This is a genomic window from Hahella sp. HNIBRBA332 (genome assembly GCF_030719035.1).
Lineage (GTDB): Bacteria > Pseudomonadota > Gammaproteobacteria > Pseudomonadales > Oleiphilaceae > Hahella.
Map to the genome: position 1 here is coordinate 679908 of NZ_CP132203.1, position 21992 is coordinate 701899.

A 21992-nucleotide genomic window follows, 5' to 3' on the forward strand; every position below is an offset into this window, starting at 1 on the left:
GACCCTATATATGGCGATTTCCGCAAAGTATAGCACTATATAATGTGATGTGAAGGCTTGAGAAAAAAATCATTTTAGCGTAGGTAAAGCCCTGTTTAGGGCCTTTCATGTGCTCTCAACCGCCGTCTGTCTAAGCGAGTGGCGAATATGACAGCAAGGTTGCATAGTAAAAATACGTCTATCAGGCGTCTACTATATATAGTGTTGCTATAAAGCTTAAAATTTAACCAGAATGATGCGCGGTGAAGGCGTATGGGCTGGAGGAAAGTAAGGCCGTACCAGCCTTACTTTCTATACGGGATTGTCGCAGATCCGCCTCAAGCGGAAGCAGGGTGTGTGGGGATTTTGGGCGCCACTTTAGCGGCGACGCGAGGCTTTAATTTGTTCTGGGACAGTAGCCAGGCGATACAGTCCTTCAATGTCTCTTCCGCGTCACGAGGTCTGATCCCCAAATCTTTGGTCGCCTCGCTGCAATCGTAGTACGCATAGCGTCCCACTACTTCGTAGACGAGGTCGTAGGTAAACGGCGGCTTGATGTGCAGCAGCTTGCACAGTGTTTCCACCACGCGGGCGAGCGTCAGAGTGAGACCGCGACCGGTAGGCAGGTGGATTGGTTTGACGCCAGTGATGCGCTTCAGGGCGGCGCCAATCTCCTTGACTTCAATATTTTCGCCGCCGACAACGTAACGCTTGCAGTTTTCCCCTTTGCTTAACGCGGCGACATGAGCGGCGGCGACGTCGCGCACGTCAACCAGGTTCAAACCGCCGGGATAGGTTTGCCCGAAGCCGTTCAACCAATCCATCACTAATTGATTGGATGGGGTGATGCGGTAGTCGTTAGGGCCCAGTACGATAGCCGGGCAGATAACCACCAGATGAATGTCATATTCGCGGGCCAGTTTTTGTGCGGCTTTTTCGCTGCGGGTCTTGGCGACGTAGTAGGCGTTTTGCGCGTCGTCGTTCCAGTCTTCGCCGCTGCGTATTGTATGCGGATCATATGAAAAGCCGATGGAGGCCACAGAGCTTGTGTACACAACGCGCTTGACGCCATGCTTATGTGCGGCTTTGAAAACATTTTCTGCGCCTTGCAATGCCGGCTCGACAATTTCCTCGACGGACTTGGCGATAGTTTTGTACACCGCAGCCATATGAATGATGGCGTCGCAACCTTCGGCGGCGGCTTCCACGGCGGCGGGGTCTTTGACGTCGCCGTAGGCGAACTCCGGTTTGAGCCCGTTAAGTCCGCGCAAATCTGAGCTTTTGCGCACAAAGGCGCGTACTTCATGGTTTTGGTCGAGTAGTTGCCTTACCACGTGGGAGCCGATATGTCCGTTTGCTCCGGTTACCAATACTTTCATGATGTCTCCAGCGTGATGGTCTTGTCTTTGTCTGTTGTAATAATCTAATCGGTCATAAGTACTATTAGCATTGGAATGCGGGTAGCTTACCTCCATCGGAGACGCGAGCCCAGACGAAATGCCTCTTGCAGACGAATTTTTTGCCCTTTCTCGACTATGCTTAGTACACATTGGTCAAAAGTTATCCGGCCGATGGCGGATCAACCCAAAGGGTCACTATTTTTCATGAGCGATGTGAACCGGACGCTTGCCCGCTCCATTCCAGAAACTGAAATACAGGATGACGCGGATTTACTGACGAGGCTGGAGCAGCGCCTGGGGTTTGTGCATGCGCGCCAGCGTCTGGGAATAGAGCAGGATCATGCTCAACGGGTATTCGGCGGCGGAGGCATTAACTTTTTTCACCCGGAAAATTGGTATTCCATGCAAACCCTCATGCGCTGGACGTTCAAACTGGCGGGGATGTATGAATGGGGGCGACGCAACGCGAGAAACATTCAAGTGACTCACAACCCTGTGCGGCACAGGAAGATTCCAGAGGCCTTTAAGGGCTTTCGCCTGCTGCATCTCACGGACCTCCATGTCGATATGGATGAAGCGATTACCGCCAGACTATTGGAGATAGCGGGCAGCCTAGAGTATGACCTGTGCGTGATCACCGGCGATTACCGGGCGCAGACTTATGGGCCTGAAGAGGGCGCGCTGGAAGGGATGCGAAGTCTGCGTGAACGACTGCGGGGCGAGGCGTATGCGATTTTCGGCAATCACGACAGTATCCGCATGCTGCCGCCTCTGGAGGATATGGGGTATCGCATGCTGATGAACGAGTCTGCGTTGATTGAGCGAGGAGGAGAGAAAATTCAGATCGTGGGCGTAGACGATCCTCACTACTATCGCGTGGACAATCTGCAAATGGCGGCGCAGGGATTGGATATGTCCCGCTATACCCTGTTGTTGTCGCATACGCCGGAAATATTCAAACAGGCGGCGCACGCAGGCATTGACCTCATGTTGTGCGGTCATACTCACGGCGGCCAAGTGTGTCTGCCGGGCGGGGCAGCAATTACTCTCGACTCGGATTGTCCGCGCTTTGTCGGCAGAGGAAACTGGCGTTGGCGCGATATGGACGGCTACACCAGCACCGGCGCCGGCAGTTCGCTACTGCCAGTACGTTTTAATTGTCCGCCGGAAGTGGTTGTGCATACGTTTTATCCGGGTTAAACGTGTTTTCCGTGGTGAAGTAGCGCTGAAACAGTAATGGGTCATCCAGGTGGCGACGACTGGCGAAAGCGACGGCGTGATGCCCCCATTGTCGCATGGCTCCTGCTGACGGCACGCCCATACTCCAGATTAAGAAGCGCTCCAATCGCTGTGTCCCCGCCACCAATCCATCAGGCTGAAACAGGCTCAGTTGCGTACCCTCGTCACGTATCAGGCGCAGGGCGTTGTAGTCTTGCAATTGATAGGTCGGGGCTTCCTCTGGAATGCTCTCGCGGGGACGGTGCTCCAATCCCACTACATAGTGCGCGCCTGAACTCAAGCGTATGACCGGCGTCTCTGTCTTTAGTTCGGGCGGCGGTTGCAGGATGATCAAGCGCTCATCGCCTGGCGGCGCGCCAGCAAAACGAATCTCGGACTGAACGTGATACCACTTATGGTAACAACCACAGGGGTGCACGCTGTCAAAGAACAGTGGGACGCCTTGTGAATCCAGCGTCACCCGCCACATCAGGCCATCCAGGGTTCCTCCCAGAATGTCGAAAGGGCTGGTTTTGGGGCGGCTGTTAAACCAGAAAACGTAGACAAGCTGAGGCAGCCACTGTCCTTGCCAGTAAGTCTGCGAGACCTGCGTATAGGCGGTGGGCGTCGCATCAGTGGTCCAGCTTTGCCCTTCGCGCACTGGGCGTCCGGGGATGTCGAAGTCGCCCCGCGTTTCAATGACCAGATCCGGGCTGTAATAAGCGAATAGCCGCCGCCATTCCTGCTCGGAAAGAGAAGGCAATTCCAGGCTGTCTTGGGGCAATGGAAACATGATAGGAGGCGCACTGGCCTGGGTTTCCGGGACGTAACGTCGCCATTCGCCTGTGGGTTGATATTGTTGAAACATCGCTGTCACATTGTCATTCAGTACGTTTATGCGCCAACTGATCAGCGGTTGCAACACGGCGGACAATCCCAACCACCGGCGTAGCCTGATGTAATCCTCTGGATGATTCAGGGTCTGAAGATGACGCCAGAATGCGGGTTGATCGACTAATTGAGTAGCCTGCTGATGCAGACAGCTTTCCAGCACATCGAGAGAAAATGGGTGAGAAAGGCGCTGGTTTTCCATGCTTCTGGCGAGGCGGCCTTTGGCGTAGGCGCGCGCTAGCCAGTCACGTCTTTGTTCTGCATCCAGCGCATTCTTACTCAGGAGAGACAGCGTGCGGTCTGTGCGCAGGTATTCGTAACTGGGAATCGGCCAGTCCTGTCCATCGAATGTATGTTGACGGGAGACAGCCTGCTGAAAGCGGCTCCAATCATCGGCGCAGGGAAGGACGGGAGACGCTGTTGGCGATTCTGTCGGGTGATAGCCTACGGAGGCGCAAGCGGATAGCGTCAATAATAAGACCGTCAACGTTAGGCGCTTACTGTCGGCAATCATATTGTCCTCGTTACGCATGGGGGCGTTTCCGCGGCCTGCCCAGGCTGAGCCGGGTGAGCGCCTTGAATAGGGCGGACTGCCCCGATTTTTGTCCTGACCCGCTGTTTCCGTAAGCGGCGGCCCGGACTATGATGATTGAACGTCTATCTATACAAGAATAATACTTGCGGAGGGAATCCATGCTGAATTTAGCCACTATTCTTACTGAGAGCGCCAAACGTCATCCTCAAAAGGAGGCGCTGGTGTGCGGAGCCGTTCGCCTGACCTACGACCAGGTTGAACATATGACGAATCAGGTCGCCAATAATTTGCTGGCGGCGGGCATTCAGCCCGGCGACCGGGTGGCGCTAAGCTGTCCCAATCTCCATTTCTTTCCTATCGCTTACTTCGGCATCGTCAAAGCGGGCGCGGTAGCGGTTCCGTTGAATGTGTTACTCAGCGAAGATGAGATCGCCTACCACCTGCGTGATTCGCAAGCCAAGGCCTATATCTGTTTCGAGGGCGTCGCCGATCTGCCGTTGGGGCCGCGAGGCGTTGCGGCCTATAACGCTGTCGCCGAGTGTGAGCGCTTTTGGTTGATTCCCAGCGGAGCGGGATTGGTAAAAAGCGACATACCCGCGCTGTTTGATGAGCTTCTGTCGGGTGATGAACCGGCGCCGGATATTGTGACTCAGGCGGATGACACCGTCGTGGTTCTATATACCTCCGGCACTACTGGTAAACCCAAAGGCGCTGAGCTGACTCATGCTAATATTTTCCTGAATGTGGCGCAATTCGCCCGGCTCAGCGAAGCGCGCCTTGATGATAACCAGCTGGTGGCGTTGCCGTTGTTTCACACATTTGGACAGACGGTGCAGATGTGCGGCGGCTTCTACAACAGTAATAAACTGGTGCTGATTCCCCGTTTTGATCCTAAAGCTGTGGTGGACGCCATGGTGAAAGAGGACATTACCGTATTCTGCGGCGTGCCCACCATGTATTGGGCATTGTTGCACGGCATAGAACTGGATGAGGCCACGGTTGTGCAGATTCGTGATCGCCTGCGGCTATGCGGGTCAGGCGGCTCTTCTTTGGCCATAGAGATTCTGCGCGGCTTTGAAGCCAAATTTCAGGTGCCGATTCTGGAGGGTTACGGTCTTTCCGAAACTTCGCCGGTCGCCTCTTTCAATGTGCTGGACCGTCCTCGTAAGCCGGGCTCCGTGGGCGTGCCTATCTGGGGCGTGGATATCAAGGTCGTCGATGAGAAAGGCGTTGAGGTCGCCCGAGGGGAGCGGGGAGAGATTGTCATCCGTGGGCACAACATAATGAAGGGATATCTGAATCGACCTGAAGCGACGGCGGACGCCATACGCTATGGTTGGTTTCACTCTGGCGATATCGGGTATATGGATGAAGACGGCTATCTGTTCATCGTGGATCGGCTGAAAGACATGATTATCCGGGGCGGCTATAACGTTTACCCGCGCGAGCTGGAAGAGACCATATTGACGCATCCTGCGGTGTCTCTGGCTGCAGTGGTAGGCGTGCCGGACTCGCAATATGGTGAGGAGATCAAAGCTTTCGTTATTTTGAAAGAGGGCGTCAGCGCCGATGCGGATGAGATCCGGGAGTGGTGTAAGAGCAAAATGGCGGCGTATAAATACCCACGCTTGGTAGAGGTGTGCGATAGCCTGCCGATGACGGCCACCGGCAAAATATTGAAGAGGGAGCTCAAATCGCTTTAGGGACTGCGAACGCCAATGCCCTTGGGTCCAAACAGGAAAGGGCATAGGCGATTTGTTATAAAAAATTACGAAAAGATGACGGTTTTTTCTTTTTGAGGGCGCTTACTAGAGGGAAACAGGCAGTAACGACCCTGATATACGACTAAGGCCCCTCAGGCCTAAGGGAAAGAAAATGAAAGCACACATCTTTGCAGCACTGCTTGCGCTAATGATGGTGATGTTCCAAGTATTTCTAATGCAGAACGGCAGCGAAAAAACCGTTACCCAAAAAACCGGCGAGCAAGAAAAAGCGCACGCCGCCATTCAAGAAGTCGCATTCAATTTCACTTGGCAAGAACCGCAACTGCTGAAAGCCGTTGATGAGCAATGGAACTAGCGCGATGGACCGCGCTGTCTGAAAATCTAGTTTGCTAGCCGCCCCTCAGCTCCCTAAAATACCAAGAATAAACAAGATTCTTCAGCATAGGGAATGCATGTTCCCCCGAATTCAGCAGGACTAAAGACTATGGCTGGCTCTCGCAACGTAACTCAGCTACTGGCCGACTGGCAGGCCGGTGATTCGCAAGCCCTTAATCATATTATCGAATCTCTCCACGGCGAACTGCGCACCATTGCGGGCCGCTACATGGCGGGCGAGCGTCAGGGACACATGTTGCAGGCTACCGCGCTGGTGAACGAGGCGTATTTGCATCTGGTGGATGCGGAAGTCGCCTGGAACGATCGTATTCACTTTCTCGCTGTGGCGGCGCAAACCATGCGTCGTATCCTGGTTGACCACGCCCGTGCGCAGAAGCGCAAGAAACGCGGCGGCGACGATATTCAGGTGACGCTGCATGAAGCGCAGATATGCGACGACGGCAGTCAGCCGGACCTGCTTGATCTGGAAGATATCCTGCAAAAACTCTCTAATGTGGATGAACGCAAGGCGCGTATTGTGGAGATGAGCTTCTTCGGCGGCATGACTCAGGAAGAAATCGCAGAATATCTGCAAGTCTCCCTCTCTACCGTGGAAAGGGACCTGCGTTTCGCCAAAGCCTGGTTGGTGAAAGAACTTAAAATCTAGTCATGGCGCTCTGTTCAGAGCGCTATCTCTTTCAATTGCTGACTGACGATTTGCCGGTATTGGGGCTTGATATGCCCCACCAGCGAGTTGATCAGAATTTCCCGATTATCTGACGTGGACGCGTAACGCTGAATCAGCTTGGGAGCGGCCGGGCCGACATGGGCGGTGAGAGCCGCCGCCAGACGCAGCAGATATAAATCCGTTAACTCCTCCTTTACCACCTCTTCCTGGTTTTCAATACGCTGCTCCTGACGCGCCCGGGTTTTAGCCCCCGCCTGAGCAATGGGCTGGATCGTGGTCAGCCATTGCAGCACTTTGCTCATGGAGTCGAGGCGTTTTTCCGGCTTTTTATGCAGCATCGCCGTCAAAAGCCGTTTGAAGAGCGGGTATTCCTGAAAAACCGCCAGATTATATTCCGGCTCCTCGTGCATGACGGCATGCAAGACGGTGGAGGACTTCTCGCCGTCGAACATTTCTCTGCCGGTCAGCATCTCATAAATTAACGTGGCAACGGACCAGACGTCGGTTTGCGGTCCCATGTCCCGCCCTTGCAACTGTTCCGGTGACATGTAGCGCAGGGTGCCCATGCGGGCGCCGCCCAAGGTGATATCGACCCCAGACAGTTTGGCGATGCCGAAATCCAGTATTTTGACGATGCCGTCCTCAGAAAGCAGGATGTTGGCGGGCTTGATATCCCGATGAATGATGTCGCGTTGGTGGGCCGCCTGCAGACCGTAGGCGATCTGCTTGGCGATGCGGACCACCTGATCTGGCGCCAGCGCGCCTTTGGTCAACGCATTTTCCAGTGTCTCGCCGCTATAGTACTGCATGGCGATATACATGCCGCCATCACTCATGGCGCCGACATCATGGATAACGCAAACGTTTGGATGATCCAGGCGGGAAATGGCCTTGGCTTCCTGCATCAGGCGAAAACGCACGCGCTCGTCGGTCGCGACTTCCGGCGCCAGACACTTCAGGGCCACAAAGCGCTCCAGTCGGGTGTCCTCCGCCTTATACACCCAGCCCATGCCGCCTTCACCGATCTTGCGGACGATTTTATAGGGGCCGACCATAACGCCGGGATGCATCTTCGGCAACACCAGAGTGGCGTCGGCGGAGGCGATGTCATATTGCTTGGGGAGGATGTCGTCGACGTGTTCATCAGCCTGCACCAGTTGCAGGACTTCTTTCTTCAGCTCATCGTCCTGGCAATGAATATCCAGGTAAGCCCGTTGTTCTTCTGTGGATAGGTCCGCGATTGCTTCGAACAGTTCTTGTATTTGATTCCAGCGAGATACATCCATAATGCGCAGTAGCTTATTTGTCTTAGTTGCTGCTGTTCGGACCGGCGCCGGATGTCCAGGGCGGCGTGGGTCGGTTTATTGGAGATAGCGGACGCTCCGGCGGCGCGGGGCATCAGTATCCTCCTGTCCTGTGGAAATTATAGCCTCAGGTGCGGGCCAACCTCTGATTATTGCAATGATCCCTCTGCGTAAACATTAACCTGAGGACGGTTCGGCTCGGTTATATTAACTCCTAAGCGCTGAAATGTCGCAATTGCCCGTCGCTGACGTTGCAGACAGTGCTGAATAAGCCAATCATGGTTGGCGGACAAAGACGTTCAAGGAATGGGATATGGCTGAGAAACACCTGCTAATTGTCGCCCACGCGCCTTCTCCCAATACGCAAAGATTAGTTGAGGCGGTTGTGCGCGGCGCGGGGCATGAAGATATCGAAACAGTGACAACGAAGTGGGTTCCTCCGCTTCAGGCGACGTCGGAGGATGTGTTGGCCTGCGACGCGATTATCCTCGGGACGACCGAAAACCTCGGATACATGAGCGGAGCTTTGAAAGACTTCTTCGACCGCTGCTATTACCCTTGTCTGGAGAAAACCCAAGGACTGCCTTATGCGCTGTATATCCGCGCGGGTCATGATGGAACCGGAACACGGCGCGCCGTGGAGAGCATTGTTACGGGGTTGCGCTGGCGTGCGGTGAGAGAGCCGTTGATCTGTCGGGGCGAGTTTCAGGAAACGTTTGTGGAGCAGTGCGAAGAGTTCGGAATGTATGTGGCGGCGTCGCTGGACGCCGGCATCATATGATGAATCTACTGCTATGGCGGAGAAGGGCGCATGCCGCGCCCTTTCAGACTGTCCCTGAATCCTAGGCCAGAACAGGGAAAAGGCCTTTCAGACCGTTGGCGATAAATTCAATGGCGATCGCCGCCAGGATCAGTCCCATGATACGGGTGAAGATATTGATGCGGGTCTTGGTCAGATGACTGGAAAACCAGGGAATCATTGAGAACACAATCCACAAGGTCAGACAGAGTATCAAAATCGCCACGCCCACCATGGCGTAGTGAGCCGCGTCTGTACCCCGGTGGGCGTAAAGAATCACGGTGCTGATGGCCCCCGGGCCCGCTAGCAGCGGCATCGCCAGGGGAACAATCGCGACGGAATGATGATGCCCTTCCTCTTCTGCGGTTTCTTCTTCCGTATGCACGGTGGCGCTGACTTTGGCGTGCAGCATGGAGATCGCCATCAACAGAATCAGGATGCCGCCGGCAACCCGGAAAGAGTTAATGGTGATGCCGAAGAAGTTCAGCAGGTATTCGCCCAATATCATGGAGATCAGCAGAATCAGGCCTACGGCGATGACCACGGATTTGCCGATTTTCTTGCGCTCCGCTCCGCTGACGTTGGAGGTGAACGCGACGAATATGGGAACCGCGTTAACCGGGTTCACGATGGCCATCAGGCCGATGAGAATCTTGGTGTACTCGTGGAACTCAAGCATAGACGGCGCGCCTTTTACTCGTAAGTAAGGGAGGTAAAAATTCGGCGCAATCATAGCGGCGGGCCGCTTAATAATCGAGGTAAGAAATATACCTACCGTTCAGGCGCCGCCATGCTCGTCCGAGTTCCGGCTGCGTATCCGGGACGACTGCGCGCCCCGGATAGCGACAGCTTACTGCATGTAAACGTCGGTAATGGATCTGGCTTCACCGGAGTCAGTGATGGCTTTGAAGCCGGCCTGCAGCGCTTTCAGCACTTCGGGGCTGGTTTCTTTGTTGATCGCCATGTACATCGGGGTGGTTTTGAACACCAGAGCGGGAACCAGATTGGTCATGTCTTCCACTTCCGACGCCACGTAAGGACCGGACAGGCCGTCAGTCACCCACAGATCGATTTGATCCAACGCCAGACGGCGCGGGTTCAGGCTGTCGTTGGCGATGGTGGATACATTGAAGCCGCGCTCGATGAGATAGTTGCTCATGACGTCGCCTTTATAGCCGCCGATACGATATTTTTTGGCTTGATCCAGGCTGGTGAGCTTCAGGTTGGAGCCTGGTTTGGCGAACAGCGTCCATTTGATTTCCGCCAGCGGCCCGATCCATTCGAAATAGGGGGTGCGGTCATCGGTTTTGGATACGCAGTAAATGGCGTGGTTGGGCTTGTTTTTGGAACGGTTCATGGATGTAGCCAGGTCCCGCAGTTTCAGAGAATACTCCAGAGGCGTACGCTTCAGCAGCGCTTTAACCATCTCCGTACACAATCCCGCAATCTCTTCTTCTTTATGGGCAAAAGGCTGCCCGCTCAGAGACATGTTATAGGGAGGGTAGTTCTCGGTAAAAATATGCAGCTTTTCCGCAGCCAAGCTTTTACCGCTGACAAGGGCCGCCAGTAGCATATAAGTCCAAAAAGCCAGTTTGGATCTCATATTCAAATATCACCTCTATTTACTTAAAAACGCTTCGTTGGCGCCCGGATGCATCCCGTGCGCCGGCCTTATTAACCAGGTTTGTGATTGTTCCGGCTGCGAGCGACTCCAAGCCTGCTGCTACCGACAATAACCCATACGTAAACCCCGGAAATCAATTCCGGGAACTCGTCCGTAAAAAACCCTTTATAAACGGAAGATTCTGTCAGATGGATTACTTCAATTTTTTTGGACGACTTGTCTGTGGCAAGTCTTTGGGCTCTGCGTCGGCATACGGCTGATTGCCTGTTTGGTCCGCGCGCCCGATTTGTTATATGAAAGGCGCAATTTTATAACACTTTGATGTAATGTTTGTGAGCTTATTGTAATGATAGTTCATGATTTGTTAAGCGCCACATCAGGCGTGGATTCTTGTCTGACGGGCGATTCAATGGCAAGAGCCGGATGGCGTTGGGCTAACTGGCTCGCGGCCTGTATTCGGTTGGATTTGTATTCCGCGCTATCCTGTCTGACAGTTTTGCCTCGTAGATATACCGATAGGAATACGCAATGGACTGACGTGTTTTTGATAGGCGATAAACGGGATTAAATGTAATGATAGAAGCAGGTAAATGCGCGCCGCCATATAGAACTGAGTCTCGCATTTAAATGGCGAGCGGAAATAGACCATCTATTAAAACGGGAGAGTAGGGTGTTGCTGGAAACAATGCGGCCAAAGTTGATTCGCTTGATGCAGCGTGAGGAAAAAGAATCCGTCATGCTGCCTTTCAGCGTCTATCGGTGCCTGCAGCCGCAGAACCTGCACGGCGTGCCGTTTATTGATCCTTGTCTCATCATCGTGCTGCGCGGCGCCAAGGTGCTGAGCTTGCAGCCGGAGGTGGCGTGTCGGTCGGGTGAGTTCATTTTGGCGCCGGCGGGTATTGAGCTTCAATTCATGAACCTGCCGGAAGGGGAATACGTCGCAGTGGTGATTGGTTTCTGTGTATCCGACCTTGAGGCGATTCCGGTTTCCGCGCCTCCGGACAGAGACGGCGCGGCCATCGCCAGAGTGGACCGGACTCTGGCGGAATTTCTCAACCAATGGATTAATTGGATAGATGTCAGTCCGCCGGAGTTGTGGGCTTTACGGCGCAAGGAGCTGGCGCATTTGCTGTACGCCAAGGGCTACGGGTCTTTGTTGAAAAGTCGTAGCGGGGCGTCCTGGCGTCGAAAGGTGAGTGAGATTCTGATTCAGGAGCCCGCAAAGGATTGGAGTCTATTGGAAGTCAGCCGCTCGTTGGCGGTAAGCGAATCCACTTTACGCCGTCGCCTGCAAGCGGAGAACGCCGGTTTTCGTGACTTGTTGGAGTCCGTACGTTTGGGAATGGGATTGCATCTGGCGCAAACTACGCTGCTGCCTATTTCCCATATTGCGGATCAATGCGGGTATCAGTCGCAATCCCGTTTTACCGAGCGTTTTAAGCAGCGTTTTGGGATGACGCCGAGCGAGCTGAGACAAACCCGGCTGGAGGAATTAGGAGAGGGTATTTTGACGTGAGTGAGGCATATAAAGTTTATCTGGACGATGAGCGCCCAACGCCGCCGGGCTGGACCCGGGTCTATTGGCCGGATGAAGCAATTGCGTTACTGGAGACGGGCGCGGTGGTTGAGATCAGTCTAGATCACGACCTTGGAGACGATGAGCGGGGAACCGGATATGACGTCGTGCTCTGGATTGAGGAAGCGGTGGCCACCACGCGGGGGTTCAATCCGCCGTTGATTCGGGTGCATTCCGCAAATTCTTCCGCCCGAAAGAAGATGGAGTTGGGCGTGGAGAATATCCAGGCTCTGGCGAAGAGATTAAGTGCGGTCGTCGGTTAGGACTAACAAGACAACAGCGGTAAGTCTTTCGCGAGCTTTGGGGGCGGCTCCTTGTGCCCCCGGCCTTCCTGGCGGTTCAGATAATTCCTCCTGACCTGAATGCCTCTGTTCCGATTTAAAATTAAAGCTTCGTCTTGCCTGCTATTGCAGTCTGAATTGCGATCCTGGCGGATTGATCAACTCTCCCTCGTCATCAAAACGGGGCAGGTAATCCACGCCTATCCACGAATGCAGCATCGCCCCCCACAATGAGACGCCTTCCAGCGCCTTGCGCAGCAGCACTTTCGCACGATGTGAGTCGGCGATATCGCTGTTTTCCGGGAACGACGTCAGATACTCCAGACCCATTATGGAGTGGTGTTCGTCCGCTTCCACATGAATATCGAAGTAACAGTGGCCGGCGTTCAATTCGTACATTTTGGGCGCCACGACCTTGAAAAAGTCATTGGAGCAGCGCTCGATGCCGCTATTGATGGCGACAAGCCATTTCTCCTGGTCCTGCTCAATCGCCAGCTGGTAGGCCATATTAACGCAGGCGTTGGTATATAGACTGGTGATGACGTTATCCAGCTCGGAAGCGTGTCGGATAAGCCCATGCTGCAACATCCAGTCGCGCAACAGCATGTGATGGTCCGCTTCACCGAAAGCATGTTTGGCGTAAAACGGCATCATCGGATTATTGCGTAACGAAGTCATGCCGAGCATCAGCCCGAGCACTTTGGGGAAGGTGGCGGAGTGATAGTACAGTTGCTCCGCCACAGGCTTGAACTGTCTGGCGTCGTTGAGGTTTCGCACCCAAGTGAAGAAAGGCAGCCGGGTAATATGGTCGCTGGCGCGGTAGATAGGCTCCACCAGCCAGGCATGCCTTTTTCTCAGCGCATCCATTTTTCCTTGATCAACCACTTCATATAGGGTCTGTTCAGTCATGATCCATCTCCTTTTGACTGTATTGAGAACATTGCTTTGCACCGAAACCGAGTCTTCGGGCGCGTCAATGAAGCGTTAGAACCTCCGTGGAGGTAAAGCTACTGTCCGTAATATCCGGCGCGTGGACAATTTGAAAACCGTAACGAATTGCGACGCCACTGGTGCAATGCGTTATTGCTGTGAGAAAACAATACGCTTGCGGCGCCAAATGAAACGAATTGTATAAGAGGCTAAGAAGTACGGCGTTGCGTTGATGGCCTGCGATATCCTGACGCTAAAGGGGATGGGCGCATATTCGGCGTGAATAGTGGTTGTTGGCGTGAAGCGATTGGGGAGCGGATTTAAATAAAACGTAACCAGAGATCACACAAGCATGCAAAAACAAAACTGAACGCATCAGGCGAACTTTTGACGTTTTCAGGCGAACGCCAGCGGGCTCTTTTGGGTAGATTGAAAGCCTGTCATTTAACTCAGTCTGACTATTAAGGAGACGGCCATGAAAACGACGACGGCGGCATTGTTAGGGCTGTTAGCAGCCAGCATGTCTCATGCGGAGATGACTCTGACCAGTCCGGATGTGACGGATGGGGGCAAGCTATCGAAGCAGCAGGAATATAAAGGGTTTGGTTGCGACGGAGGAAACCAGTCGCCGCAGTTGGTGTGGCGGGGAGCGCCAGAGGGAACCAAGAGCTTCGCCATCACTGCCTATGATCCCGATGCGCCCACTGGCAGCGGCTGGTGGCATTGGCAGATGATTAATGTTCCCGCCGATATTAATAAGCTGGAGCGCAATGCTGGCGTGGTGAACTCAAGCGCTCTTCCAAAAGGCGCGCAGCAGATTGAGACGGATTACGGCTCCGCTGCATTCGGCGGCGCTTGCCCCCCTGCTGGCGATAAGCCCCATCGCTACCAATTCAAAGTGTACGCGCTGGGCGTGGAAAAGATCGATTTGCCTTCCGATAGCTCCAATGCTTTGGTGGGCTTCTATATTCACGCCAATATGCTGGATAGTGCGGTGATTGAAGCGACCTATCAGCGTTAGAACATTTCCTGCTAAATCCTAACCTTTAGGAATAACCAGCCATATTGGAATAAGTGGAATAAGTGCAATAAAGGGAACAGCGAGCGTAGATGCAGGTGTGCTACGCTCGTTTTCTTTTATGTCATCGGGAAAATCAAGGAGTGTTGATGACTGCTGGTGAAGAAATTCGGTTTTGTTCGCCGCGAAATCCCATGGCGGCGGCATTGGTGGAGGAATTGTCGCAGGCGTTGCGATATCTGACCGGCGATGATGGACGCTCGTCTTTCTCCGAGGCGGATGTGGAAACGCCGGACTCGGCTTTTGTGGTGTTGCTGCGAGGGGGCGCGCCAGTAGCCTGCGGCGCGCTACGCCCGCTACTGAACGACTGCGCGGAAATTAAGCGCATGTATTCACGGAGCCCTGGCGGCGGACTCGTCGTGTTGGCGGCGCTGGAGCGGCGCGCGGGGGAGTTGGGTTACCGTGAAATTCGCCTTTCCACTCGTAAAATCAATGATCGGGCGATCGCCTTCTATCGTAAACATGGGTACGTCATTACCGAGCCTTATGGGAAATATCGGGAGACGGACTTGTCTGTCTGTTTCTCCAAACGGCTGCAACCAAATTCCTGAGAAAGGAAACCGAAGCGGCGTATTAGGTAACAGAAAATAACTCGAAAATTTTCCGCTTTGCCTCTATAAATTGTGATAGGTGTCACAAAACAGGGCGCCTCTGCAGAATGTATGACGTTATAAGGACAAGACGGTCAATTCCCCATAAAAGGAATTCACGCCGCTGAAATAGTAGTAAGTAAATAGATAGTAGTAAGTAAATAGTATCCCTTCCGAACCCAAGCGTGTCCCGCTGGATTCTGATCTGCCAAAGCAGAAGGACCTGCGGACAGCCTGATGAATACGCCTGAGAAAATTCGAGGTGGACGCCATGTTCAGACGGTCTATAGCAGTACGCCTTTCCAGCGTGGTGGCATTATGCATTGCGGTGGTGCTAGGTGTGGCTTCCTTTTTCCTGATTCGTTCGGTTGACAAATCCGTCACCCAACTCACCCGGTCGGACTTGCAGCACTTGGTCGGCGCCGCTCACATGGCGGCCAAAGCATACAGTGAAGAGCTGGATAACGAAGCGGTGCGCCTTTCGGAAGTGTTTGGCCTTACTTTTCCCGGTGAATTCAGTATCAGTACTGGAGAGAAAGTGGATGTCGCGGGGCAAAGCGTTTTTCAGATGTACTCTGGCGACACGCCATTAGCGGGTAATTATACGGCGGTAGATGATTTCGCCAGCGCCACCGGCGGCAATGCGACTATTTTTGTGCGGCGGGACGATGATTTTGTGCGCCTGGTGACGTCAGTTAAAAAGGAAGACGGTTCCCGCGCCATTGGCACGCTTCTGAGTCATTCTTCTCCTGCCTATGAAAAAAATCTGAGTGGCGAGGCCTATACTGGCAAGGTGACGCTATTCGGGCGCGATTTCATTACCAACTATACACCGATCAAGAACAACCGCGGCGATGTCGTCGGCATTCGTTACATTGGCATCGAGTTCTCCAGCTCCTTGGCTAACCTCAAGCAACAACTCGGCGCCCAGAAAATTGGAGAGGAAGGGCTGCTCTTCGTTGTTAACGCCGATAAGGGCGAAGCCCGTGGGACCTTTTTGCTGCACCCTTCGCTGGAAGGCAAAAACATAGTGGGGCAAGACGGGCTCGGGCAGGCGGTCACCGCCATGCTGCAAAAACATAACGGGGAAGTCACTTTTACGGCCCAAGACGCCAATGGCGCGCAGCGTACCTATTTAGCGTTTTTCCAGGAGGCGCCTGAGTTACGCTGGGTGGTCGCCGCCGCCATGCCGATGGACGAAATTTCCGCCACCAGCGACTGGTTGTTGAGCGTCATGATTGTGACCACTGTTCTGATTGTGGCGATCTTGTCCGTCGTCATCTGGTTCGCCACTAAGCGGATGGTCGGCAAGCCCCTTGAGGAGGCCGTTTTCTGGATGGAGGAAATGGCGCAAGGCGATTACTCCCGCGATATCGAGGTCAATCGCGAGGATGAGGCGGGCAGGCTGCAAGAGGCGCTTAACACCATGCATCGGCATATGCGCGACATTGTTAAGGATATCGCCTCCACCGCGACGGATTTGGCTTCGGCCTCATATCAATTGTCCGACGCCAGTAAGCAAGTGGCTGCCGGTTCCACACAGCAAAGTCAGGCGGCTTCCTCCATGGCTTCAACCATTGAGGAACTGACCGTCAGTATCGACAGGCTGTCGGAAAACGCCGACGAAGCGCAGCGCCTGTCATCGGAGTCCTTCCATACGGCGGAAGACGGCGCGGTGGTGATCGAGCGGGCGGGAGAGGAAATGCAGCGCATCTCCACAACAGTAAAAGCCTCTTCTGAAACCATCGGCGCTTTGGGAGAGCTATCTGAACAGATCTCTTCCATCATCATGGTGATCGAAACCATCGCCGGACAGACCAACCTGCTGGCGTTGAATGCGGCCATTGAGGCGGCCCGGGCCGGCGAGCAAGGGCGCGGCTTCGCCGTCGTGGCGGACGAGGTGCGCAGTCTGGCGGCGCGCACCACCGAATCGGCGCGGGAGATTACCTCCACTATCGCCAAGATTCAGGAAGGCTCACTGGATGCGGTGGAAACCATGAGTCGCGGCGTAGAGCAAGTGGAGCAGGGCGCCACATTGGCCGGACAGGCCGGAAGCTCCATTCATGGCATTCGCAACAGCGCCAAACAGGTCATGGACGTATTCAGCGACATCTCTCTCATGCTTCGTGAACAGGCTCAGGCCAGCACCGATGTCGCGCGCAATGTGGAGCAGATCGCCACCATGACGGAAACCAACAATCGCGCGGTGCAGGATGTGGCTACCGCGGCGCGGGAACTGGAAAATATGGCCGGCGGCCTGAAGACCTTGGTGGGACGTTTCCGCACCTGATGCGCCGACGCAAGCGGCCGGTTACTCTGCGTTAAGGTGACAAAGGACTGTCGCCTGCAGTATAAAGCGGTTTTAGCCGATGTAGATGGAGAGGACGATGCGTCCGGTACGAACCGCCTTGATTGGCCTGGGATTTTCCGGCCAGACCTTTCACCTTCCGTTTCTTAAAACCCTCCCTGAATTTGAAGTCAGCGCCGTATTGACCCAGCGCGAAGAACTGGCGCAAGCATTGGCGCCGGAAGCGGCGCATTGCCGCACTATGACGGAACTGCTGCAACAGGATATTGAGCTGGTTGTCATCACGGCGCCTAATGTTGAGCATTATCCGCTGGCGCGACAAGCGCTGGAGGCCGGCGTGCATGTGCTGGTGGAGAAGCCGTTCACGCCTGAATCTGTGCAGGCCAAGACCTTATGTGAGCTGGCGGCGCAACGTAATCTTGTGCTCAGCGTTTATCACAATCGCCGCTGGGACGGAGATTTTTTGACGATTAAGTCGTTATTGGAGAGCGGTCGGCTGGGCGATCTCTATCACTTCGAAAGCCATTTTGACCGTTTTCGTCCCCAAGTGCGCGACCGATGGCGCGAGAAACCTGGAGCGGGCAGCGGCTCGCTGTATGATCTGGGCTCCCACTTGATTGATCAGGCGCTGTGCTTATTCGGGCCGCCCCAAGCGGTCACTGCGCAAGCTCTGCGACAGCGCCCAGGCTCGGAAGCCGTGGACTACTTCCATGTTGTGCTGGACTACGCGCCGCTGCAGGTGATTCTGCACGGCAGCGCCTTGACCGCTTTGCCGGGACCTCGCTTTCAGTTGCATGGCGATCGCGCCAGCTATATTAAGCACGGATTGGATCCGCAAGAGGATGCGCTGCGCGACGGGCGGGCTCCAGACAGCCCTAACTGGGGGCTGGAGCCGGAGGATTGTCATGGCGTGGTGACGGACGCGGAAGGTTCCCAGTCGCAAGCCACTCAGGCCGGGGATTACAAGCTTTTCTACCGGCAGTTGGCGGCGGCGATTCGTGGCGAGGCCGATAATCCCGTGCCGCCAGAGCAGGCGATGCAGGTTATTCGCATCATCGAACTGGCGCAGCAAAGCAGTGACGAAGGCAGACGCATCGCATTCACTAAATAAACCAAGGAACATCATGGAAGTAGTAGGACTGGATCATATCAACATCACAGCGCCGATGGATCTTTTGGAGAGCGTGCGCGATTTTTATCTGCATGTGCTGGCGCTGCGACAAGGGCCGCGCCCCTCTGGGTTTCGGCGTCAAGGTTTCTGGCTGTATGCGGACGAAGCGCCGATTCTGCATCTGACGGCCTCGGAAACCGCAGACAGCGACAGTACGACGACGGGGTATCTTGATCATGTGGCGCTGAGTTGCCGCGGTTTGTCGGAAACCTTGCAACGGCTCGCCGAACATGGCCTGAATCATTCCGTTGAGGTGGTTCCCGGGCTGGGGCAAACACAGATCTTTCTACGCGATCCTGCCGGTTTGGGCGTGGAGTTGAATTTTGTCGATGAGTTTCCGCAGGATGCGGATAGGTCAGTCTAAACCCGTCTATCGAAATAAATAGGCTGTTAGCAAAGGGAGACGAAAGCTATGTTGCAGGACAGAATCGATATCATTCGTGGAGACATCACCCGTTTGCAGGTGGACGCTATTGTCAACGCGGCGAATAGCGCTCTGTGCGGCGGCGGTGGCGTAGATGGCGCCATTCATCGCGCGGCGGGGCCCGAGTTGTTGCAGGAATGCCGCACTCTGGGACGTTGCGATACTGGGGACGCCAAAGCCACCAAAGCATACAACCTGCCAGCGCAATGGGTGTTTCACGCTGTCGGACCGGTCTGGCGCGGCGGCGACGCCAATGAGGAAGCGCTATTGGCGTCCTGTTTTCAGGCGTGTTTCCGTCTTGCTGAGCAACACGCCGTCACCTCTATGGCGTTTCCTGCGATCAGTTGCGGCGTGTACCGTTTTCCCATCGCCAGAGCTTGCCAAATTGCAATGAGGGAAGTGATGGCAGGGCTACAGCACAACCCCCAGATTAAACGGGTGATTTTTGCTTGTTTTGACGGCCAGGTTGAAGACGCGACGCGAAAAGCGTATGCGGAGATCGTTGGCTCGGACTAGTGGTCCTGAACCTCAATTTACTGGTCGGGGCATTGGAGAGATGAGTTCAATCGCGTAAAAGCGTCGAGAGAAGAAAGGACGCGATATTCCTCTTGGGAGAAAAGGAATATCGCCGCCGGCGGTTCAGGGACGGGAGCCCGTTTTTGAGTTGGTCCTCGCCCTGATTTCGCTCCTTGCTTTCCGCTGTGAGGCGGTCTACGGTCATCCGTGATGGCGGTTAGCCGCCGACGGTTTTATCCTTGCGCTTCTCAAGACTCTTCGACGACTTCACCGCGGATGTACTTCACTGTGCCGGTGTATTGGCCGTCGATCACTTTCTTGTCGTCTGCAGACTTAACCACTGGGATGCGTTTGCCCTGTTCAAAGCGGTAGTTTCCGCTGTAATGAGCGTTAGGGGTAGGTACGTCCTGAACGCTTTCAGCGCGACGGTCCGCCAGGGATTCAGCGCTTGCTACGCCAGCCATTGCGGAAAGAGATAAAGCAGCGACTACTGAAAAAAGTTTTGAAGTTTTCATTTGAGATTCTCCTCTAGGGTTTTGACTTCAATCGTTGTGTGGTGGCTACTTTATAGATACCATTGTCAGGAATAAACTCGCCTTTCTGAAATTAATTGTTTCTAAAAATGAAACAATACTAAGGGGGAAATCCGGATGGATAGAATTCAGGCAATGCGTGCGTTCGTCGCCACGGTTGATCATGGCAGTTTTGCGAAAGCGGCGGACATTCTTGATTTGTCCCGGCCCGTGCTGACGCGTCTGGTGTCAGGGCTGGAAGACAGTCTGGGCGCCAAACTGCTGCATCGTACGACCCGTCGGTTGAGTCTGACGGAATCCGGAGAGCGTTTTCTGGAAGCCTGTAGAAATGTGTTCTCCCTGCTGGATGAAGCGGAGTCGGATCTTTCCCAGCAAACCCAATGTCCCAAGGGCGTCCTGCGTCTGAGCGCGCCGATGGCGTTTTCTTTGCTGCATCTGGAGCCGGTCATCGCAGAGTTCATGTCCACTTATCCCAGCATTGAAGTGGATATGGAGCTGGCGGACCGTCGCGTGGACCTGGTGGAAGAGGCGTTTGACCTTTCTATTCGTATCGCTCACGAGCTTGAACCGGGCCTCATTGCGCGTCGTATTGGCGGCACTGCGCTGGTCACCTGCGCTTCTCCGGAATACCTGAAACTCAACGGATTGCCGGAAACCCCAGATGACCTGAGAACCCATGAATGTATGGGATTCTCGCTGGCCCGGCGCAACTCATGGAGTTTCTGGGAGAATGACAAGGTGCGCTACGTGGATGTGCGGGGGCGGTTTAAGTCCAATAACGGCATCTTCCTCGCCAAACTGGCGGAGAGCGGCAAGGGCATCGTGCAACTGCCTTGTTTTATCGTGAATGAAGCCCTGCGTGAGAAACGTCTGGTCACGGTATTGAAGGACTACCAGCCGCCGAATCTGGATATCTTCTGTGTATACCAGAGCCGTGAGTATCTGCCGCAGAAAGTGAGATTGTTTATTGATTTTATTAGTGAATATTTTTCTCGTAACTGTCAGAAAATTGTGACTTTGAAAAGCGCCTGAATTTATGGAACTCACATTTCTTGGAACGTCCTCCGGCGTGCCGACAAAAAGCCGTAATGTCTCTGCGGTGTGCGTCAAAATGGCTGAAACCAAGGATTGGTGGCTGGTGGATTGCGGCGAGGGGACGCAACACCGTCTGCTGCATTGCCGACACACTTTGAAGCAACTGCGCGGCGTATGCATTACACATGTGCATGGCGATCATTGCTATGGCCTGCCGGGTCTCTTGGCCAGCGCCAGTATGAGCGGGCGCACTGAGCCCCTGACGGTAATCGGACCGGCGCCCCTGCAAACGCTATTGCAGGCGGTGATTGAGACTACGCAGTTGCGCTTCACTTATGAATTGCGTTTTGTGGATGTCACAACTTTGTTGCATAGCGATTTCGTTGATGCTGACTTTCAGCTGCGCGCTCACGTGCTTTCTCATCGTGTTCCTTCCTATGCTTATTCATTTACTGAAAGGCATGTGGAGGCGAAGCTGGATGTGTCGAGACTGCAAGCGGACGGCGTACCTCCAGGCCCCATATGGGGACGCCTGCAAAAAGGCGAGAGCGTTACCCTGGATAATGGCGCTGAGATTCATGGCGCGGACTATCTGCTGAGAGCGCGAGCGCCAAGACGCATGGTTATTGGCGGCGACAATGACCAGCCGGATTTGTTGAGAGATGCGTGCGTCGGCGCCCAGGCGTTGGTGCATGAAGCGACTTACACCCGTGACGTGGCGGAAAAAGTCGGACAGGGACCGCAGCACAGTTGCGCGCTGGCTGTAGCGCAATTCGCTGAGTCTGTGGCGTTACCCAATCTGGTACTTACGCACTTCAGCCCCCGCTATCTGGATAAGGCGGATAATAAAAACGCCTCCATTCTTGATATTGAGCGGGAAGCGGCGTCAGCCTATTCGGGGTGTCTGTTTTTGGCGAGGGATTTCGAAATATTTCAATTGGACAAGGAAGGGCGCTTACACAGAAGCGGAGAAGTTGTCGTTAATACCTGACAGCGCTGACGGATGTTGCGTC

22 protein-coding genes are annotated in these 21992 nt (G+C 54.4%); 15 read left to right on the forward strand and 7 right to left on the reverse strand.

The annotated features are described in order from the left end of the window. Positions 1-317: 317 nt before the first annotated feature. The gene (locus O5O45_RS03295) at positions 318-1358 is read right to left on the reverse strand and encodes an NAD-dependent epimerase/dehydratase family protein (RefSeq protein WP_305903859.1); all 1041 of its coding nucleotides are present in this window, start codon (positions 1356-1358) and stop codon (positions 318-320) included. A 225-nt stretch (positions 1359-1583) separates the two neighbouring features. On the opposite strand from O5O45_RS03295, the gene O5O45_RS03300 reads away from it, so the two are divergent. Further along, positions 1584-2579 (forward strand): metallophosphoesterase, encoded by a 996-nt coding sequence (locus tag O5O45_RS03300; RefSeq protein WP_305903860.1) that lies wholly within the window; start codon positions 1584-1586, stop codon positions 2577-2579. Here O5O45_RS03300 and O5O45_RS03305 read toward each other — a convergent pair. Next, positions 2533-4020 carry a hypothetical protein gene (locus tag O5O45_RS03305; protein ID WP_305903861.1) on the reverse strand — a complete coding sequence of 496 codons (1488 nt, stop codon included), beginning with the start codon at positions 4018-4020 and terminating at the stop codon, positions 2533-2535. The two genes, O5O45_RS03300 and O5O45_RS03305, sit on opposite strands and share 47 nt — an antisense overlap. Positions 4021-4181: 161 nt before the next feature. Here O5O45_RS03305 and O5O45_RS03310 point away from each other — a divergent pair, with 161 nt between their 5' ends. The 3 genes from O5O45_RS03310 (at position 4182) to O5O45_RS03320 (ending at position 6789) form a co-directional block, all read left to right on the forward strand. After that, complete coding sequence (locus O5O45_RS03310; RefSeq protein WP_305903862.1) at positions 4182-5726, forward strand: long-chain-fatty-acid--CoA ligase; 1545 nt, start codon at positions 4182-4184, stop codon at positions 5724-5726. Between the two features lie 172 nt (positions 5727-5898). Beyond that, a complete protein-coding gene (locus tag O5O45_RS03315; protein WP_305903863.1) occupies positions 5899-6102 on the forward strand; it encodes a hypothetical protein in 204 nt (67 codons plus the stop codon). 129 nt (positions 6103-6231) lie between these two features. Further along, the gene (locus O5O45_RS03320; protein WP_011398644.1) at positions 6232-6789 is read left to right on the forward strand and encodes a sigma-70 family RNA polymerase sigma factor; all 558 of its coding nucleotides are present in this window, start codon (positions 6232-6234) and stop codon (positions 6787-6789) included. A 14-nt stretch (positions 6790-6803) separates the two neighbouring features. On the opposite strand, the gene O5O45_RS03325 is transcribed toward O5O45_RS03320, so the two are convergent. Then, on the reverse strand, positions 6804-8096 hold the full coding sequence (locus O5O45_RS03325; RefSeq protein ID WP_305903864.1) for a serine/threonine protein kinase: 1293 nt from the start codon (positions 8094-8096) through the stop codon (positions 6804-6806). Between the two features lie 331 nt (positions 8097-8427). On the opposite strand from O5O45_RS03325, the gene O5O45_RS03330 reads away from it, so the two are divergent. Beyond that, complete coding sequence (locus O5O45_RS03330) at positions 8428-8895, forward strand: flavodoxin family protein (protein WP_305903865.1); 468 nt, start codon at positions 8428-8430, stop codon at positions 8893-8895. A 61-nt stretch (positions 8896-8956) separates the two neighbouring features. On the opposite strand, the gene O5O45_RS03335 is transcribed toward O5O45_RS03330, so the two are convergent. Further along, positions 8957-9592 (reverse strand): YchE family NAAT transporter, encoded by a 636-nt coding sequence (locus tag O5O45_RS03335; RefSeq protein WP_305903866.1) that lies wholly within the window; start codon positions 9590-9592, stop codon positions 8957-8959. Positions 9593-9763: 171 nt separating this feature from the next. Then, positions 9764-10516: a substrate-binding periplasmic protein gene (locus O5O45_RS03340; RefSeq protein ID WP_305903867.1), complete on the reverse strand. Its 753-nt coding sequence runs from the start codon at positions 10514-10516 to the stop codon at positions 9764-9766. A 691-nt stretch (positions 10517-11207) separates the two neighbouring features. On the opposite strand from O5O45_RS03340, the gene O5O45_RS03345 reads away from it, so the two are divergent. After that, complete coding sequence (locus O5O45_RS03345) at positions 11208-12053, forward strand: helix-turn-helix transcriptional regulator (RefSeq protein WP_305903868.1); 846 nt, start codon at positions 11208-11210, stop codon at positions 12051-12053. Beyond that, entirely contained in the window at positions 12050-12376 is a 327-nt protein-coding gene (locus O5O45_RS03350; protein WP_305903869.1) for a cyclic-phosphate processing receiver domain-containing protein, read from the forward strand. The genes O5O45_RS03345 and O5O45_RS03350 overlap by 4 nt, the downstream gene beginning before the upstream one ends. Positions 12377-12517: 141 nt before the next feature. Here the strand turns inward: O5O45_RS03350 and O5O45_RS03355 are convergent, their stop codons facing one another. Continuing rightward, positions 12518-13303 (reverse strand): iron-containing redox enzyme family protein, encoded by a 786-nt coding sequence (locus tag O5O45_RS03355; RefSeq protein ID WP_305903870.1) that lies wholly within the window; start codon positions 13301-13303, stop codon positions 12518-12520. A 496-nt stretch (positions 13304-13799) separates the two neighbouring features. On the opposite strand from O5O45_RS03355, the gene O5O45_RS03360 reads away from it, so the two are divergent. The 6 genes from O5O45_RS03360 to O5O45_RS03385 all read left to right on the forward strand — a co-directional run bounded on the left by O5O45_RS03360 (position 13800) and on the right by O5O45_RS03385 (position 19411). Beyond that, positions 13800-14345 carry a YbhB/YbcL family Raf kinase inhibitor-like protein gene (locus O5O45_RS03360; protein WP_371747961.1) on the forward strand — a complete coding sequence of 182 codons (546 nt, stop codon included), beginning with the start codon at positions 13800-13802 and terminating at the stop codon, positions 14343-14345. Between the two features lie 146 nt (positions 14346-14491). Next, a complete protein-coding gene (locus tag O5O45_RS03365; RefSeq protein WP_305903871.1) occupies positions 14492-14953 on the forward strand; it encodes a GNAT family N-acetyltransferase in 462 nt (153 codons plus the stop codon). Positions 14954-15263: 310 nt separating this feature from the next. Beyond that, positions 15264-17282, forward strand: coding sequence for a methyl-accepting chemotaxis protein (locus O5O45_RS03370; protein WP_305903872.1), 2019 nt, complete (start codon positions 15264-15266; stop codon positions 17280-17282). Between the two features lie 97 nt (positions 17283-17379). Next, positions 17380-18411, forward strand: coding sequence for an oxidoreductase (locus tag O5O45_RS03375; RefSeq protein WP_305903873.1), 1032 nt, complete (start codon positions 17380-17382; stop codon positions 18409-18411). Positions 18412-18424: 13 nt separating this feature from the next. Further along, positions 18425-18835 carry a VOC family protein gene (locus tag O5O45_RS03380; protein WP_305903874.1) on the forward strand — a complete coding sequence of 137 codons (411 nt, stop codon included), beginning with the start codon at positions 18425-18427 and terminating at the stop codon, positions 18833-18835. Positions 18836-18883: 48 nt separating this feature from the next. Continuing rightward, complete coding sequence (locus tag O5O45_RS03385; RefSeq protein ID WP_305903875.1) at positions 18884-19411, forward strand: O-acetyl-ADP-ribose deacetylase; 528 nt, start codon at positions 18884-18886, stop codon at positions 19409-19411. A gap of 248 nt (positions 19412-19659) precedes the next feature. Here O5O45_RS03385 and O5O45_RS03390 read toward each other — a convergent pair whose 3' ends face one another. Beyond that, positions 19660-19926, reverse strand: coding sequence for a hypothetical protein (locus tag O5O45_RS03390; protein WP_305903876.1), 267 nt, complete (start codon positions 19924-19926; stop codon positions 19660-19662). 135 nt (positions 19927-20061) lie between these two features. On the opposite strand from O5O45_RS03390, the gene O5O45_RS03395 reads away from it, so the two are divergent. Together O5O45_RS03395 and O5O45_RS03400 are read left to right on the forward strand one after the other, a co-directional pair. Continuing rightward, positions 20062-20976, forward strand: coding sequence for a LysR family transcriptional regulator (locus O5O45_RS03395; protein ID WP_305903877.1), 915 nt, complete (start codon positions 20062-20064; stop codon positions 20974-20976). Positions 20977-20980: 4 nt separating this feature from the next. Beyond that, the gene (locus O5O45_RS03400; protein ID WP_305903878.1) at positions 20981-21970 is read left to right on the forward strand and encodes a ribonuclease Z; all 990 of its coding nucleotides are present in this window, start codon (positions 20981-20983) and stop codon (positions 21968-21970) included. Positions 21971-21992 lie beyond the last annotated feature (22 nt).